General features: G+C 69.0%; 12 protein-coding genes and 1 pseudogene. 7 read left to right on the forward strand and 6 right to left on the reverse strand.

The window, feature by feature from the left end:
* Positions 1-51 precede the first annotated feature (51 nt).
* Positions 52-1212: a glycogen synthase gene (gene glgA, locus OP79_RS07140; protein WP_033319118.1), complete on the reverse strand. Its 1161-nt coding sequence runs from the start codon at positions 1210-1212 to the stop codon at positions 52-54.
* Positions 1213-1626: 414 nt separating this feature from the next.
* Here glgA and OP79_RS07145 point away from each other — a divergent pair, with 414 nt between their 5' ends.
* Positions 1627-2820: a DMT family transporter gene (locus OP79_RS07145; protein WP_211270751.1), complete on the forward strand. Its 1194-nt coding sequence runs from the start codon at positions 1627-1629 to the stop codon at positions 2818-2820.
* A gap of 36 nt (positions 2821-2856) precedes the next feature.
* Here the strand turns inward: OP79_RS07145 and OP79_RS07150 are convergent, their stop codons facing one another.
* A complete protein-coding gene (locus OP79_RS07150; protein ID WP_033319119.1) occupies positions 2857-4011 on the reverse strand; it encodes a transglycosylase family protein in 1155 nt (384 codons plus the stop codon).
* Between the two features lie 234 nt (positions 4012-4245).
* Here OP79_RS07150 and gndA point away from each other — a divergent pair, with 234 nt between their 5' ends.
* Entirely contained in the window at positions 4246-5685 is a 1440-nt protein-coding gene (gene gndA / locus OP79_RS07155) for an NADP-dependent phosphogluconate dehydrogenase (protein ID WP_033319120.1), read from the forward strand.
* Between the two features lie 482 nt (positions 5686-6167).
* Here the strand turns inward: gndA and panD are convergent, their stop codons facing one another.
* Positions 6168-6596, reverse strand: coding sequence for an aspartate 1-decarboxylase (panD, locus tag OP79_RS07160; protein WP_033319121.1), 429 nt, complete (start codon positions 6594-6596; stop codon positions 6168-6170).
* 1211 nt (positions 6597-7807) lie between these two features.
* On the opposite strand from panD, the gene OP79_RS07170 reads away from it, so the two are divergent.
* The 4 genes from OP79_RS07170 (at position 7808) to OP79_RS07185 (ending at position 13015) form a co-directional block, all read left to right on the forward strand.
* A complete protein-coding gene (locus tag OP79_RS07170; protein WP_033319123.1) occupies positions 7808-8470 on the forward strand; it encodes a (2Fe-2S)-binding protein in 663 nt (220 codons plus the stop codon).
* Positions 8471-8482: 12 nt separating this feature from the next.
* Positions 8483-9466 (forward strand): FAD binding domain-containing protein, encoded by a 984-nt coding sequence (locus OP79_RS07175; RefSeq protein ID WP_033319124.1) that lies wholly within the window; start codon positions 8483-8485, stop codon positions 9464-9466.
* Positions 9463-11655 (forward strand): xanthine dehydrogenase family protein molybdopterin-binding subunit, encoded by a 2193-nt coding sequence (locus OP79_RS07180; RefSeq protein WP_033319125.1) that lies wholly within the window; start codon positions 9463-9465, stop codon positions 11653-11655. Before OP79_RS07175 ends, OP79_RS07180 begins: the two co-directional genes overlap by 4 nt.
* Before the next feature lie 211 nt (positions 11656-11866).
* A complete protein-coding gene (locus tag OP79_RS07185; protein WP_033319126.1) occupies positions 11867-13015 on the forward strand; it encodes an XdhC family protein in 1149 nt (382 codons plus the stop codon).
* Positions 13016-13061: 46 nt separating this feature from the next.
* On the opposite strand, the gene OP79_RS07190 is transcribed toward OP79_RS07185, so the two are convergent.
* Complete coding sequence (locus tag OP79_RS07190) at positions 13062-13928, reverse strand: helix-turn-helix domain-containing protein (protein ID WP_033319127.1); 867 nt, start codon at positions 13926-13928, stop codon at positions 13062-13064.
* 94 nt (positions 13929-14022) lie between these two features.
* Between OP79_RS07190 and OP79_RS56825 the strand changes: the two are divergent.
* A pseudogene (locus tag OP79_RS56825) lies at positions 14023-14286 on the forward strand (alpha/beta fold hydrolase); the annotation flags it as partial.
* Positions 14287-15232: 946 nt separating this feature from the next.
* Here the strand turns inward: OP79_RS56825 and OP79_RS07195 are convergent.
* A complete protein-coding gene (locus OP79_RS07195; protein ID WP_033319128.1) occupies positions 15233-15775 on the reverse strand; it encodes an NAD(P)H-dependent oxidoreductase in 543 nt (180 codons plus the stop codon).
* Between the two features lie 133 nt (positions 15776-15908).
* Positions 15909-16889 (reverse strand): aldo/keto reductase, encoded by a 981-nt coding sequence (locus tag OP79_RS07200; RefSeq protein WP_033319129.1) that lies wholly within the window; start codon positions 16887-16889, stop codon positions 15909-15911.
* Positions 16890-17034 lie beyond the last annotated feature (145 nt).

The following is a 17034-nucleotide window of genomic DNA, read 5'->3' on the forward strand; positions in this document are numbered from 1 at the left end:
CCCTCTACCCGCCCGGTTGTGCCATTTTCTTGTACTTCACCTGCTTGAGGCTTACCCCAGTTTGAGGAGTTCCTCGTACAGCTGGACCGTACGCCGGGCCACCGCGTCCCAGCCGAACTCCCGCACCGTCCGTTCCCGGCCCGCCTCGCCCATCCGCCGGGCGGCCTCGGGGTCGGCGAGCAGGGAGTCGAGGGCGCGCGCGAGCTGCGCCGCGTGTTCCTCGGCGCTCTCGTCGACGGACACGAGCAGACCCGTCTCGCCGTCCTCGACGACCTCGGGGATCCCGCCGACCCGCGAGGCGACCACGGCCGTGCCGCAGGCCATCGCCTCGAGGTTGACGATACCCAGCGGCTCGTACACCGAGGGGCACACGAACACGGCGGCGTGCGTGAGGAGTTGGATCACGTCCGGGCGCGGGAGCATCTGCGGGATCCAGAACAGGCCCTGGCGTACTCGGCTGAGTTCCTGGAAGAGATCGCGGAACTCCCGGTCGATCTCCGGGGTGTCGGGGGCTCCCGCGCACAGGACGACCTGTGCGGCCGGGTCGATGTCCCGTACGGCGCGCAGCAGTTGGGGCACGCCCTTCTGGCGCGTGATGCGGCCGACGAACAGGACGTACGGGCGGTCGGGGTCGACGCCCAGGCGTTCGAGGACGTCCGTGCCGTGGTCCGGCTGGTACAGGGAGGTGTCGATGCCGTTGTGCACGACGCGCACCTTCGCCGGGTCCAGGGCCGGGTAGCAGCCGAGGATGTCCTCGCGCATGGCTCCGGAGACGGCGATCACGGCGTCGGCGGCCTCGATCGCGGTGCGTTCGGCCCAGCTCGACAGGGCGTAACCGCCGCCGAGCTGCTCGGCCTTCCAAGGGCGCAGCGGCTCCAGGGAGTGGGCGGTCATCACGTGCGGAATGCCGTACAGCATTTTCGCGAGGTGGCCGGCGAGATTGGCGTACCAGGTGTGCGAGTGGACGAGCTCGCGGCCTTCGAGGGCGGCGGTCATCGCGAGGTCCACGGAGAAGGTACGCAGCGCGTCGTTGGCGCCGTCGAGCGTGGGCCAGGGCCGGTGGCGGAGGACTCCGCCCGCGGTGCCCTCGCCCCAGCAGTGCACGTCCAGGTCTGTCAGGGGCCGCAGCTCCCTGGCGAGGAACTCGACATGGACGCCCGCGCCGCCGTACACGTCCGGCGGGTACTCCCGGGTCAACAAGCCCACTCGCACCCGGTTACCCCCTGTCTCAGCGGCTGATTCCCCCATGGTCACCCAGAACAGGCCCGCGGGGGAAGACCGCAAGTGACAGCGGGGTGGGAACAGTGCGACGGGCGGGCGAAGCGAACCAGTGTGCGACCTCGCGGACACGGAACGTGATCGCGGTCGAGATCCGGCGAGATTCACGGAATTCGAGTGGACCAAGCGGGCATACCGGCTCGAGCATGGGAGTTGTACCCGGTGTCACCCAACCAGGGTAGGACGGGGCACGCGTCGTACTCCATCGGCAGTAGGACCCAATGCCTGCTCAAGGACGACGACGCGAGCGCCTTCGAAGGGCATCGTATTCACCATGAAAACCGACCGTTCGCCGCGCCGGAATCCCCGCCAGCCGGAGCGCGCCAGCCAGACGCAGAGGAGGGACCCATGAGCGCCCTCGCACTGTCTGTGCTGCTTTCGCTCGTGTCCGCCGTCGCCTACGCCGGTGGCGCGATCGTGCAGGAACGGGTCGCCGCGGCGACGCCGGACCAGTCGTACGCTCCCATGCGCCGGCCCGCCTGGTGGGCCGCGGTGGGTCTCAACGGCCTCGGTGGTCTGCTGCACGTTGTGGCCCTCGCCTTCGGCCCCCTGAGCCTGGTGCAGCCGCTGGGCGCGCTGACCATTGTGTTCGCGCTTCCCATGGCGGCTCTCTTCGTTCGCCGCAAGGCCGGTGCGACGGCCTGGCGGGGCGCGATCATGGCGACGGTCGGCCTGGCCGGACTGCTGTCGCTGGTCGGCACGGCCGATTCGCAGTCCTTGGACAACTCCCAGCAGCTTGCGGTGGCCCTGGCCACCGGCGGTGCGGTGGTGGGCCTGATGATGGCGGCCCGCGCGGCGCACCGGCACCCGGCGGTGCGCAGTGTGCTGCTGGCGATCGCCTCCGGTATCGCGTTCGGTATGTCGTCGGTGTTCACGAAGACGGTCGCGGTGGACTGGACGGGCGCCTTCACGCTCGGCCAGCTGCCCGCCCTGGCGGTGATCGGCGTCCTGGCCACGGCCGGCATGCTGCTCTCGCAGGCCTCCTACAGGGGTGCGGGACTCGCGGCGCCGCTGGCCACGCTGACCGTGGTGAACCCTGTGGTGGCAGCCGCGGTCGGCATCACGATGTTCGGCGAGACCTTCCGTTACGGCTCGACCGGCACCCTCCTCGCGCTGGGCTTCGGTGTCGTCGCGGCGGGCGGCCTCATCCTCCTGACGTCGGAGCGGATCAGCAGCACGGAGCGTACGGAGCCGGTTCCGGGCGAGCCCGCGCTGGTGGCCGGGGCTCCGGCCGACGAGGTAGTGCTGCCCGAGCAGCAGAGCGTCGAGGTGGCCGGGCTGGTCGCCGCCACGGCGGCGGGACAGGAAGCGGCGGCGATGCGGGAAGAGGTGCCGCTCGTGCCCGCCGCGGTCGTCGTGCCGACACCGGTGTCCGTGCGGGAGGCGGCCGGACTGGCGCGCACCGGGTCCAATGGGCCGCCGCCGGGCGACGACGATGCACGGGACGGCGCAGCACCGGCACGGCCCGGCCCGTACTACGAGGGCTTCTACCTGCCGCTGCTCCCGGTGCCGCTGGTAGTCGGCTCCCGCGTCAAGTCTTGACGTCTGCCATGCAGAACCTGATGCCGGGTGTACGCGTCAGAGGCTGACGCCACCCTTGCGCAGATAGGCGACCGGATCGATGTCGCTGCCGAATTCGGGCCCCGTCCGCACCTCGAAGTGCAGATGCGGGCCCGAGCTGTTGCCCGTGGAGCCGGAGCGGCCGATGCGCTGTCCGCTCACCACTTTCTGCCCGTCCTTCACGGAGATCGCCGACAGATGGGCGTACTGGCTGTAGCGGCCGTCGGCGTGCTTGATCACCACCTGGTAGCCGAAGGATCCGCCCCAGCCCGAGGTCACGACCTGGCCCGCGGTGACCGCCTTGACCGAGGTGCCGGTGGGCACCGGGAAGTCGACGCCCGTGTGGTAGCCCTTCGACCAGGAGGAACCCGTCGCGCGGTAGGCAGTACCGGCGCCGGCGTCCACCGGGGCGGTGAGCGTACGCGCCGACTCACGGGGCTTGCTCTCGGCCCGCTCTTCCTTCTTCTCGGGCTTCGCGGGAGCGGTCGGGTTGGACACCGGTGTGGGGGACGCGGGCTTGTCCGGGGCCTTGGTGCTGAGGCTCAGCCGCTGGCCGGGGACGATCATGTCCGGGTCGGCGCCGATGGCCTTGCGGTTGGCGTCGTACAACTGCCGCCAGCCGCCCTGGACTTCACGGGAGCCGGCGATGCCGGACAGCGTGTCGCCGCGGACGACGGTGTACATCTCGGCGGTGCCCGCCTGGGACTGGGGCGTGTTCTGCGGCTGTACGTCGCGGACGGTGCGCTGGGGTTTGCGGTCGGTGGTGCCCGAAGGGTTGATGTCGGGGGTGTCGCCGCCCCGGGTGAGGCCCGCGCGTACGGAGCACACCGGCCAGGCGTCGGGGCCCTGTCCCTTGAGGACCTTCTCGGCGACGGCGATCTGCTGGTCCTTGGTGGCGAAGTCGGCGCGTGACGCGTAGACCGTGCCGCCGAACGCCTCCCAGGTGGACTGCTTGAACTGCAGCCCGCCGTAATAGCCGTTGCCGGTGTTGATGTCCCAGTTGTTGCTGGACTCGCAGGCGGCGACCTTGTTCCAGGTGTCCACATCGGCCGCGTCGGCAACACCGGCGGCTATCAGGGGCATCGCCATTCCGGCGCCGCCCGCCGTGACCGTCAGCGAGGCACGGTTGATCCTGTTCGGCTGATACCGGCGGTGCCGGCCCCGTACGGCCATGGAGTATCCCCCTCGACATGCGTCAGCAGCGGCAAAAGTAGACGCCGCGAACAGGCCATGACAAGGCGGCAATCAGCCGCTCTGTCCCGCCAAGTGACCGGGAATGCACTGTTGTTGCGGGTCGGCTGAGGCAGAACGGCACGCCATGCGTACACATCGTCGGCAAGTCAGGATGGTCAGTGGGGCGATACTGACTGGCACCACCGTTTTCAGGACCTTTTAGGAGCCAACCGTATGAGCACTTCAGCGCAGATCGGCGTGACGGGTCTCGCGGTCATGGGGCGCAATCTCGCCCGTAACTTCGCACGCAACGGATACACGGTCGCCCTGCACAACCGGACGGCGTCGCGCACGCACGCGCTGGTCGAGGAGTTCGGCAGCGAGGGCGACTTCATCGCGGCCGAGACCGCCAAGGAGTTCGTGGCCGCCCTGGAGCGTCCGCGCCGCCTGGTGATCATGGTGAAGGCCGGCGATCCGACCGACGCGGTGATCCGGGAGTTCGCCCCGCTCCTGGAGCCCGGCGACATGATCATTGACGGGGGCAACGCCCACTTCGCGGACACCCGGCGCCGGGAGCGCGAACTGCGCGAGCAGGGCATCCACTTCGTCGGCATGGGTGTCTCCGGCGGCGAGGAGGGCGCGCTGAACGGGCCGAGCATCATGCCGGGCGGCCCGAAGGAGTCGTACGACTCGCTGGGCCCGATGCTGGAGAAGATCTCCGCGAAGGCGGACGACGGGACGCCCTGTGTCTCGCACGTGGGCCCGGACGGTGCCGGTCACTTCGTGAAGATGGTGCACAACGGCATCGAGTACGCGGACATGCAGCTGATCGGCGAGGCGTACCAGCTGCTGCGTGATGTGGCGGGCTACTCCCCCGCGCAGATCGCGGACATCTTCCGCACCTGGAACACCGGGCGCCTTGACTCCTACCTGATCGAGATCACCGCCGAGGTGCTGTCCCACGTGGACGCGGCCACCGGCAAGCCCTTCGTGGACGTCGTCCAGGACCAGGCCGAGCAGAAGGGCACGGGACGCTGGACCGTGCAGATCGCACTGGACCTGGGTGTGCCGGTGTCGGGTATCGCGGAGGCGGTCTTCGCCCGGTCGCTGTCGGGCCACACGGAGCTGCGCGAGGCCTCGCGGGGGCTCGCCGGGCCGAAGGCGGCGCCGCTCAGCGAGTCCGAGGCGGGGGCCTTCGCCGACCAGGTGGAACAGGCGCTGTACGCCTCGAAGATCGTGTCGTACACGCAGGGCTTCCACAAGATCGCGGCGGGCAGTGCGGAGTACGACTGGAACATCGACCTGGGTGCGGTGTCCTCGCTCTGGCGCGGTGGGTGCATCATCCGCGCGGCGTTCCTCGACCGGATTCGCGCCGCGTACGACACTCGGCCCGATCTGCCGAGCCTGCTCTCCGACGAGACGTTCGCGCAGGAGATCGGTTCGGCGCAGGACGACTGGCGTGCGGTTCTCGTCGCCGCGGTGCAGCAGGGCGTTCCCACGCCCGGGTTCGCCGCGGCTCTCACGTACTACGACGCGCTGCGTGCGGAGCGGTTGCCTGCGGCGCTTACGCAGGGGCAGCGGGACTTCTTTGGGGCGCACACGTATCGGCGTGTGGACCGGGAAGGGTCGTTCCACACGCTGTGGGGTGGAGACCGGTCCGAGGTGGCCGGCTAATAGCTCGGGGGGTTCTGGGGTTGGGCGGCTGCGGGTTCGTTGTGGCTGGTCGCGCCCACGCGGCGGAGCCGCAGTTTGATACAGCCCCGCGTCCCTGACGGGGCGCACTCCTACTGAACCAGAGCTGACATGGTGGCCCGGTGCGGAAGTAGTCCGCACCGGGCCACGTGTCGTTTACCCACTACGGCTGCAGTGGACCCGGCTTCGGCAGCGGTTCCGGGCCGGGAGGCTCCGGGACCGGGGACGGGGTGGGGTCCGGTACCGGGTGGGGCTTGGGGTTGGGGTTGGGCGGCTCCGGGAGGGGTTCCGGGCGGTCGGGGCCGGGGCCCGGAGGAGGGCCCGGACGGGTGGGGTCAGGGTTCGGGTGGGTCATCGTGTCCTCCAGCCATACGGAACTTCGGCCCTGGACTTGTCCCACGCGTACCCCTGCGCCGTACGCGCACTCACCCCGTCGCAGGATGTTACGGGGCCCAGATGGACGGTCAGACGGTGACCGCAGGCACAGCCTGCGGGCTGCGCTCCTGGTCCGAGTCCGGTACCGGCTCGGACGGGTCCGCGCCGAGGGCCACGATCCGGTTGCCGGCGTCGACGTGCACGACCCGGGGGCGCAGGGCGCGGGCCTCGGCGTCGGAGACCTGGGCGTAGCTGATGAGGATCACCAGGTCGCCGGGGTGCACCAGGTGGGCCGCCGCACCATTGATCCCGATGACGCCCGAGCCGCGCTCGCCCTCTATGACGTACGTCTCCAGGCGGGCACCGTTGGTGATGTCGACGATGTGGACCAGCTCGCCGGGCAGCAGATCGGCGGCGTCGAGAAGATCGGCGTCGATGGTCACGGAGCCGACATAGTGCAGGTCGGCCTGAGTCACCGTGGCGCGGTGGATCTTGGATTTGAACATGGTGCGCAGCATTTTGAACTCCTGGAAGACGGCTCCCTGCCAGCTTTCTGCAGGTCAAGGGCGGTCTCTACCGTACACCGGTAGGCGTTGGACTCGAAGATTGTGAGGAACATCGCTTCACTCTGGCGAGAAAGCTCCCTGCCTGCGTTTCCGCGCGAACCAGGCTGCTGCGACGCCGTCTCCAAGGCACCTGTTCAGACAACCGTCTCGGAATGTGCAGGGACTGATGCTGATCAGATGCTGACTTACCTGACGACATATCAGGCACACGAAGGGCGCAGGGCGAGTCGCTTCCCACGAACACCTATGTCAAATAAGCGGTGTAACTCGCGCCTCGGGATGGCTCGGTGTGCGGATTGCTGGCTACTCGAAAATGGAGTGCTGGACGGTCAGCAATCAGAACTTCCTGACCGACACACCAGGCGTTTTCAATGCGGTCACAGATCAGGGGACGCCGACGCGGGCCCGCAGTCCGCGAACCCCAGGGCCGAGTGGGGTACAGCCCGCAGCAATTTGGGGCCGAACGTACACCAGGTTGGCGGGCTACCTGATTGCTCAGTTCGCGTTTACGGCATCGTGGTTGATGCAACCCAGGATTGCGTCACTGATCCGATCAAGCCGAGCCTGCCCCGTCGACGTAGCGGTATCGCATGGCCACCTCGCCGGGGTGGCTGGGCGCGACGGGTACCAGCGGATATCGGGAGTTGATCATACTCACGACAGTCTACTGGGTGTCCCGCCCCATGCCCCTCAAATGCGGCGGGTTGGAATGCAGTGGGCCGACTCAAGAATGACGCTCAACGGCGCGCGCAGAGCAGAGCAGCAGAATTGAGCCGAGCCACGCACAGATAGTGGAGAAGTCGGCAAACGAACCCGGCCTGCTCGGCGGAGACCTTCCGCCGGCCCGGTCCTGCACTGACCTCACTTCCGACATTTTCACCGTCGCGCGTGTCCGCAGAAGGTGAAGTTTTCCATCCCGGGCGTCAGACATCCAGACAGAAAACTCTACCCCCCACGAGACTGCCAAGTGATGGCAAGCTGACGGTCATGACCAGCCACGCTCTCAGCGAGCTGGGCGAATTCCCCGATGCCCCGCACCGCGTCCTCCATCGCAACTGACAACTCGGCCGGATACACACCGACGATGACGACGACGCGGATTCTGCGGCTGGGCACGCCGACGAATAAGGCCATCGACCTTCCGCCGATCCGAAAGCGTACGCATGTCCACTGAACTCACCGAGTCAGCTGTTCCTCCCCCCACTGGCCCCACTGCCGAGCCCTCCTCCGCGCCGTCCCGGCGCACGTTCATCGCGACGACCACCGCGGTCGGTGGCACCGTCGTGGCCGGCGGCCTGATGACGGGTCCGGCCGCGCTTGCCGTCGAGACGAGGGCTGCCGCCGAGGCACCGCCGAGCGGTCGTGTCTCGCTGACCGTCAACGGGAAGCGCCACACCGTCACCATCGACAACCGGACCTCGCTGCTGGACCTGTTGCGCGAGCACCTGGACCTGCCCGGCTCGAAGAAGGGCTGCAACGCCGGTGCCTGCGGCGCCTGCACGGTCCTGGTCGACGGCCGCCGCGTCAACTCCTGCCTGACACTGGCGGTCCGTCTGGAGGGCGCCGAGGTCACCACGATCGAAGGGCTTGCCCCGGGAGGCACGGACGGTGAACTGCACCCGCTGCAGCGGGCGTTCATCGAGCAGGACGCCTTCCAGTGCGGCTACTGCACGCCGGGCCAGATCATGTCCGGCGTCGGCTGCATCCAGGAAGGCCACACCGGATCGGCGGACGAGGTCCGGGAGTGGATGAGCGGCAACATCTGCCGCTGCGGCTGTTACGTGAAGATCGTGCGCGCGGTCGAGCAGACCGCCCACGGGAAATGAGACCCGCCTCCCATGTATCCCTTCTCCTTCACCAAAGCCTCCGACACCGCCGAAGCACTCAACGCCGGGCGGCGCGGCGGGCGTTACATCGCCGGCGGCACCACGCTGGTCGACCTGATGCGCGAGACCGTCGAACGCCCCGAGACGCTGGTCGACATCAGCGCGCTGCCGCTGCGCGAGGTCACCGTCACCGAGCGCGGGGGCCTGCGCATCGGCGCGTTGGTGCGGATGGCCGAGGCCGCCGCACATGCCAAGGTCCGCACCCTCTACCCGGTCATCTCCGAGGCGCTGGAGCTGAGCGCGTCGGCCCAGCTGCGGAACATGGCCACCATCGGCGGCAACATCATGCAGCGCACCCGCTGCACGTACTTCCGTGACGTGAGCGCCGACTGCAACAAGCGCGACCCCGGCTCGGGTTGCGCGGCGCGGGGCGGCTTCAACCGCACCCACGCAATCCTCGGCACCTCCGAGTCCTGCGTGGCCACCCACCCTTCCGACGTCGCCGTGGCCTTCGCCGCGCTGGAGGCGAGCGTCCGTCTGCTCGGCCCGGACGGGACCGAGCGCAGCATCCCGTTCGCCGACTTCCTGCTGCGGCCCGGCAGTACCCCGCACCGCGAACAGGCCCTCCGCAAGAGCGAGTTGATCACCGCCGTGGAGATCCCCGCCCTTCCGCGCCCGCTCAAGTCCGGCTACCTGAAGGTCCGCGACCGACAGTCGTACGAGTTCGCCCTGACCTCGGCGGCCGTCGCGCTGCACATCCGCGGCGGGGTGATCCGGGAGGCCAAGGTCGCCGCCGGAGGCGTCGGCACCGTGCCGTGGAAGCTGCCCGCCGTCGAGCAGCACCTCATCGGCGAGCGGCCCTCGCAGTCGCTGTGGGCCGAGGCCGCACAGCGTGCGGCGGACGGGGCCCGCCCGCTGGAGCACAACCGTTTCAAGGCCGAACTCCTCAAACGCACCGTCGAGCGCCAACTGCGCATCGTGGGAGGTACCAAGTGAGCCCGCAGCCGCAGGCAGCCGTCGGAGCGCCGCTGTCCCGGGTGGACGGCCGGCTGAAGGTGACGGGGAAGGCGACGTACGCCGCCGAACACGACATCAAGGGCGTCGTCCACGCCGTCATCGTGGACAGCACCATCGGTCGCGGGCGCATCACCGGCATCGACACCCGTGCCGCCCTCGCCCAGCCCGGCGTCATCAAGGTCATCAGCCACCTCAACGCGCCCAGGCTGGCCTACCGCGGCAACCCGGAGAACGACTGGCCGAACAGCGAACAGCTGCGGATCTTCCAGGACGACAAGGTTCTCTTCCGCGGCCAGCCGGTCGCCGTCGTGGTGGCCACCACCCTGGAAGCCGCGGAGCACGCCGCGCACCTGGTGAAGGTCCGCTACGACGCCGAGAAGACGTCGACCGACATGGCCACCGCACCGGCCGGTGAACCCGTGAACTACGCGCGGGGCGACGCGGACAAGGCGTACGAATCCGCCGCCGTGCAGGTGGACGCGATCTATCAGCAGGCCCGTGCCCATCACAACGCGATGGAACCGCACGCCACCATCGCCCGCTGGGACGGCGACAGGCTCACCCTGTGGGACAAGACCCAGTGGCCGATCGGCACGCAGAAGGACGTCGCCGCCGTGTTCGGCATCCCGAACGACTCGGTGCGCGTCATCTCGCCGTTCGTCGGCGGCGGGTTCGGCAACGCCATTCGCGCCTGGCCCCACATCGCCACCGCGGCGGTCGCCGCCCGCGAGACCGGCCGCCCGGTCAAGCTCGTGCTGTCCCGCAGGCAGCTGTACTTCGGGGTGGGCTACCGGCCCTCGTACGAGTACCGGGTGCGCCTGGGCAGCGACCGGCGCGGCCGGGTGAGCGCCATGGTCCAGCACCTGAAGTCCGAGACCTCGACGTACGAGAACTTCATCGAAGGCGTCCTGCACGTCGGGCAGATGGTCTACAACGCGCCCCACGTCCGCCAGGACCACCGCACGGTGCCGCTGGACGTGAACACCCCGATCTGGATGCGCGGCCCCGGCTACGCCACCGCCGCCTTCGCCATCGAGTCGGCGATGGACGAACTCGCCCACAAGCTAGACATCGACCCCATCGAGCTGCGCCTGCGCAACGAACCGGAGGGGGACCCGTCCAGCGGGCTGCCGTTCTCCACCCGGCGACTGCGCGAGTGTTACACCGTCGGCGCCCGCGAGTTCGGCTGGAACCGGCGCGACCCCAAGCCTCGCTCCACTCGCGACGGCGACTGGCTGATCGGTACCGGCATGGCCGTCGGCACCTACGACGTGGTGCGGAGCGGGGCCGAGGCCCGGGTCAGGCTGAACGCCGACGGCACCGCCCTGATCCAGTCCGCGACCAGCGACATGGGCCCGGGCACCTACACCTCGCAGACCCAGGTCGCTGCGGACGCCCTCGGCCTGACGATGCGCAAGGTGATCTTCCAGCTCGGCGACTCCACCATGCCGAAGGCACCGCCCCACGGCGGATCACAGACCATGATCAACATCGGCTCCGCCGTCCAGGACGGCTGCGACAAGGTACGCAAGCAGGCGATCAAGCTGGCCGTCGAGGACAGAGACTCGCCGCTGTACGGCGTCGATGCCGACGACGTCGTGGTCCGCGCCGGACGGCTGCACGTGTCGGACAATCCGGCACGCGGGGAGACCTACCGGCAGCTGCTGACCCGCAACAACCGCACCCACCTCGAAGTCCTCGGCTCCTGGACCCCCGGCGAAGCACGGCACTCGATGTACACCTACGGTGCGATCTTCGCCGAGGTCGCCGTCGACGCCCGTCTCGGACTGGTTCGGGTGCGGCGGATGCTCGGCGTCTTCGACGCGGGCCGCATCATCAGCCCCAAGCTCGCCGACAGCCAGGCGCTGGGCGGGATGGTCGGCGGCATCGGCGCGGCCCTCCTGGAGCACACGGTCACCGACCACCGAGACGGCCGCATCGTCAACGCCAACCTCGCCGACTACATGGTCCCGGTCAACGCCGACATCCCCGACCTGCGGGGGATCTTCCTCAACGACGGCGAAGACCTGGAGGCCGACCCCATCGGCGTCAAGGGACTCGGCGAGATCGTCTACATCGGCGTGGCACCCGCGATCGCCAACGCGGTCTTCCACGCCACCGGTCGCCGTATCCGCGAACTGCCCATCACCGCCGAGGCACTTCTCTGAGCTGAGGCCCGAGACGAGCCCCCGGGCGGCCGGTTTCGTGGTGAGACGGCCGCCCGGGGTGCTCACCCGACCGTTCGGCGGCTGACCATGCCCGGCCGCCGGACCCCCAGGGCCGCCGCCGTGTCACTCCCCTCGACGACACGGCGGCGGCCCACCTCCCAACAACCGTCGTCCCACGACGCCTCACCCGGATCACACGGAGACCACCCCCATGCTGAACATCGCGGACACGCTGTACGACTGGTGCCGCGCGGCCCGCCCCTTCGCCCTGGCCACCATCGTCGACGTCCACGGCAGCGCGCCCCTGCCGGTCGGCACCGCACTCGCCGTCGACACCGACGGCAACGCGGTCGGCAGCATCTCCGGCGGCTGTGTGGAGGGAGCCGTCTACGAACTGTGCCAACAGGTGCTGGCGGACCGAGGCGCCCCCGCACGGGCCCGGTTCGGCTACTCCGACGATGACGCCTTCGCCGTCGGCCTGACCTGCGGCGGCGAACTCGACGTCCTCGTCCAGCACGTCGACCCCGCCGACCAGCCCCATCTCACCACGGCCCTCGAAGCCGTCACCCAGGGCCGGCCCACCGCCCTTGCCCAGATCATCGACGGCCCCGAGGACCTCCTCGGCCGCACCCTCTCCCTGCTGGGTGACGGCAGTGCGTACGACGGAACCCTCGGCAGCCCGGGCGAGGACCGGGCGGTGGCTGCCCAGGCCCGCGCGCTGCTCCGGGCGGGCCGCACCTCCCGGATCGAGGTCGGCGGGGACGCCGACACCTGCCCCGAAAGGCTCTCGGTCCTCGTCCACACCCACGCGCCCCGCCCCCGCATGCTGATCTTCGGCGCTGTCGACTTCGCGGGTGCGTTGAGCCAGGCCGGTCATTTCCTCGGCTACCGGGTCACGGTGTGCGATGCCCGCCCCGTCTTCGCCACCTCCACCCGCTTCCCCCACGCCGACGACGTCGTTGTCGACTGGCCACATCGCTATCTGGAGCACACGGAGGTGGATGCCCGCACCGCGGTCTGCGTACTGACCCATGACGCCAAGTTCGACATCCCCCTGCTGCGCCTGGCCCTCGACCTCCCCGTCGGCTACGTCGGTGCCATGGGCTCCCGCCGCACCCACGACCACCGCCTGAAGGCGTTGCGAGAAGCCGGCGTACTCGAGGACCGGCTCGCGCACCTGCACTCCCCGATCGGGCTCGACCTCGGCGCCCACACCTCCGAGGAAACCGCCATCTCCATCACTGCCGAGATCATCGCCCACACCCACCGCGGCACCGGCCTGCCCCTGACCCGCGGCACCGGCCCCATTCACCCACCCGCCCCGGGCGCTCCTCCATCGGCCACACGAACAGCTGCGTGACGACCGGCCTGCCCACCACACGACGCAGACCGGATGACGCCCAGGATCAGCCGGCGGCGTCAGCTCTCGACTGGTGGGTGGCGGGCCAGCAGGCGAGGAAACGCAGTCCCTCGTGGGAGGAAGTGCCAGGCTCCGCCGTGAAGATGACGAGCTGCTGGTCGGGGTCGGTGGGGCAGGCGAGAGCCTCCCAGTCGAGGGTGAGGTCGCCGGCCACGGGATGACGGAAAGTCTTCGTTCCCATGGCGTGGTGGGCCACGTGGTGGGCGGCCCACCACTCCCGGAACTGAGGATCCTTTTCAGACAGCTCCTCGACGAGTGCGGTCATGCTGGGATCATCCGGATTGTCCGCTGCTTCCATCCTCAGAAATGCCACGCCGGTACGCGCGACGGTTTCCCAGTCCGCATACAGATCCCTCATAGCCGGATCAGTGAAGAGCATTCGCGCAGAATTGCGCTGCCCTTCCGGAATCTGGGAGAAGTCCGCGAGCAAGGCAGCCGCAAGGTGATTCCAGGCGAGAATGTCCATGCAGCGGCCGAGAACGATGGCGGGAGTGTCGGTGAGATTGTCGAGGAGCCGCCGCGTCGACGGCCGGACCTTCTGCGCCGAGTGCCGACGTGGCCGCGCGTTTTCCTTCCCGGCCAGTTCGAGCATGTAGTCGCGCTGGTCGTCGTCCAGACGCAGCGCCCGGGCCAGGGCCATCAGGACCGGAGTCGAGGCTTCAATGCGGCCCTGCTCCAGGCGGGTGTAGTACACGGTGCTGATCGCAGCCAGCTGCGCCACTTCCTCCCGGCGCAGGCCCGGGACCCGGCGCAGTGCCCCGCTCTCGGGCAGTCCCATTGCACGGGGGCTCAGCTTTGCACGCTGGGCCTTGAGGAATTCACCCAGCTCGCTGAGGTGTGCGTCCCTGCTCATGCCGGACACGGTACTGCGGAAGCCACTTCGGGACGGCTCGGGTGGGGGGTAGAGATCTGTACCCGGAACACGCCTTCCCGTACAGGAGAAGAGGGTCATCGAATTCCTGCACGTGATCGACCCCCTGAGCGACCCGCGTGCACACGGCGGCGACCCTGCCGACGCCTTCCACCTGGTCATCCCGTCCATCCCCGGGTACGGGTTCTCCGGCCCGGTCACCGAACGCGGCCGGGACCCCACGCGGGTGGCCGGCGCCTGGGCGCAGCTGATGGCCCGCCTCGGCTACGAGCGCTACGGCACCCAGGGCGGCGACTGGGGTTCGTTCGTCTTCCGGGAAGTCGGCCGCGCCGACGCCGACCATGTCAACAGCTCAACTCCCCGCCTACCTGCGAGGCAGCCCTGTTCGGCGTCGCTCTCGGCGACCGTTTCGGCCGCCGAGGGCTGTTCGTATCGGGCGTGGCATTTCCACCGCCGCCACTGCCGTGGTCCGCTCACCCGGATACGAACGAACCGATCGCCGCCCGAGCGGTGCAGGGCTTCGGCGCCCGCGATCGTGACGCCGCTGACGCTCACCCTGCTGTCGGCCGCCACTCCTGCTGAACGGCGTGGCGTGGCCTTCGGTACCTGGGGCGCGGCCAGCTGCGTCACCGCGCCAACAAGCCGCAGCAGACCGGCTGTCCGGGCTGGTCGTACGAGGCCGACGCTGCAATCCGCCAGACCTCAGAGGGGCGAACGAACTGCATGGTCTTTGCCCCGCCAACTCCGGGCCAGCCCTTGACGATGATGACACCTGGAAGAACCAGTCGGCGGATCCGGGCCACGTCGGCAGCCTTACTGGCCCGGTTGTCAAAGGCGAACTCCCGCGAAGGACCGGGACAACGCCCTCGCCCAGCAGGTCGATCTGCCGACACCAGGACCTCCCGGCACTGCTCGGTCGGATTCGCATCCCCGAGCTACTGACAGGCCCTGTCTCCATGTGCGTACAACGGGAAGATCGCCCCGGCGAGGGACCTGTTCGCCCCGCACGTTCCATGATCGGCTGAGCTGCGGCTTCTTACCGGGACATGGCCTGCTCCGAGTGTTTATCAGCTGAGTAGTCAGCTGCCCTCCGGCCAGGCTGGTGCGCTGGTCGCACAAGACCTGGAGGGCCGTCTCGGCAAGCCGGTCGGCGTTGCGAACCTTGCGGTCGCGCGGTCATCTCTCCGGCCGCTCGACGCCGATACGGCGAAGAGCGGCCGGAGACTGGTGTGCCCCAGGACCACCGCGTCACCTTGAGGGCAAGCGGCCGCGGTGGTGAGAGCGGGTCAGGTGGCGTAGGAGGCGAGCAGTTCGCTGTACTGCTTGGCGGCGGTGGCCAGGTCCTCGTCGGAGAGGCCGAAGGCGGTGCCGTACACCTTGACCATGGGCTGCTGGATGTCGAACTGGCACAGCCGCAGGGTCGCTTGCCAGTTGCTGAGGAGGGTCTCGATGGTGGCCTGGTTCGAGCCTTCAGGGGTGTAGTGATCGGCGGGGACACCGGTCGTGACCGCGACGACGGCCTTCTTGCCGGCCAGCTGCGAGGCGGAGCCGTCGATGGTGAAGGCCCAGCCAAAGGTGAAGACCTTGTCCTGCCACTGCTTGAACAGCGGGGTGGTGTTGTACCAGAACACCGGGTGCTGGAAGACGATCACATCGTGGTCGGCCAGCAGCGCCTGCTCGGCGTCGACGTCGATCTGGAAGTCGGGGTAGGTGGCGTAGAGGTCGTGCACGGTGACATGGGTCAGATCGCGGACGGCGTCCACGAGCGCGGCGTTGGCCTTCGACTGGGACAGGTCGGGGTGGCCGACGACAAGGAGAACCTTGGACATGGTGAGAAACCTTTTCAGTGATCAGGGAGAAGGTGAATGGACGCGGATTGGTCGGTGTGACGGGTCAGGGAACTTCGCCGGGGCGTCAGTCCTTCGCGAAGTCCAGGAGCGCTGGTTGAGCTGGGAACAGCGGTCAGCGGTCGATGCTGGCCATGTTGGCCTCGTTGTGGCGTTCGCCGGCGGCCGGTGTGAGGTTGTTCAGGCGGTCGAGCTGGGCGGCGGTGAGTTCCACACCGTCGGCGGCGGTGTTTTCTTCGACACGCGAGACCCGGCGGGTGCCGGGGATGGGGGCGATGTCGTCGCCGCGGGTCAGCAGCCAGGCCAGCGCGGTCTGTGCGGGGGTAGCGCCGATCTCGGCGCCGATGGCCCGCACCTCGTCGACGATGCGCAGGTTGCGCTGGAAGTTCTCGCCGGTGAAGCGCGGATTGGTCTTGCGCCAGTCGTCGTCGGTGAAGTCGTCGACGGTGCGGATCTGCCCGGTCAGCAGGCCGTGTCCGAGCGGGGAGTAGGGCACGAATCCGATGCCCAACTCCCGCAGCAGCGGGAGGATCTCGGCCTCGACGTCGCGGGTCCACAGGGAGTATTCGGTCTGCAGCGCGGCCACCGGATGCACGGCGTGTGCCCGGCGGATCGTCTCGGGCCCGGCCTCGGAGAGCCCGATGTGGCGCACCTTGCCCTCGGCGACCAGCTCCGCCAGTGCGCCGACCGTTTCCTCGATGGGCGTGTTGGGGTCGACGCGGTGCTGGTAGTAGAGGTCGATGTGGTCGGTACCGAGCCGCAGGAGTGAGCCTTCGGCGGCGGTCTTCACGTTGGCGGGGCTGCTGTCGATGACGCCGGGGCCGTCGCCGGCGTGGGACACGAGGCCGAACTTCGTTGCGATGACGATGTCGTCGCGTCGGCCCTTGAGGGCCTTGCCGACGAGGTGCTCGCTGTGGAAGGGGCCGTAGATCTCGGCGGTGTCGATGTGGGTGACCCCCAGATCCAGGGCCCGGTGGATGGTGCGGATCGACTCGGCGTCATCGAGGCCTCCGCCGGTGGTGTAGGTGCCGGCCATGGTCATGGCTCCCAGGCCGATGCGCGAGACATCAAGCCCGCCCAGGGATACGTGCTTCATCAGGTACTCCTTGTCGTAACGGCCCTCAGGCCCGGTCAGCGGTCGCGATCAGTGCGGAGCGCCACCAGTCGGCGGACCGTGCGATGCCGGGTGTATTGCTCAGGCACGGGGTCGCTGTAGGCCAGGACTGTGTTGCCAGTGACAG

Origin of the sequence: Streptomyces yerevanensis (assembly GCF_000716805.1) — a bacterium.
Classification (GTDB): domain Bacteria; phylum Actinomycetota; class Actinomycetes; order Streptomycetales; family Streptomycetaceae; genus Streptomyces; species Streptomyces flaveus.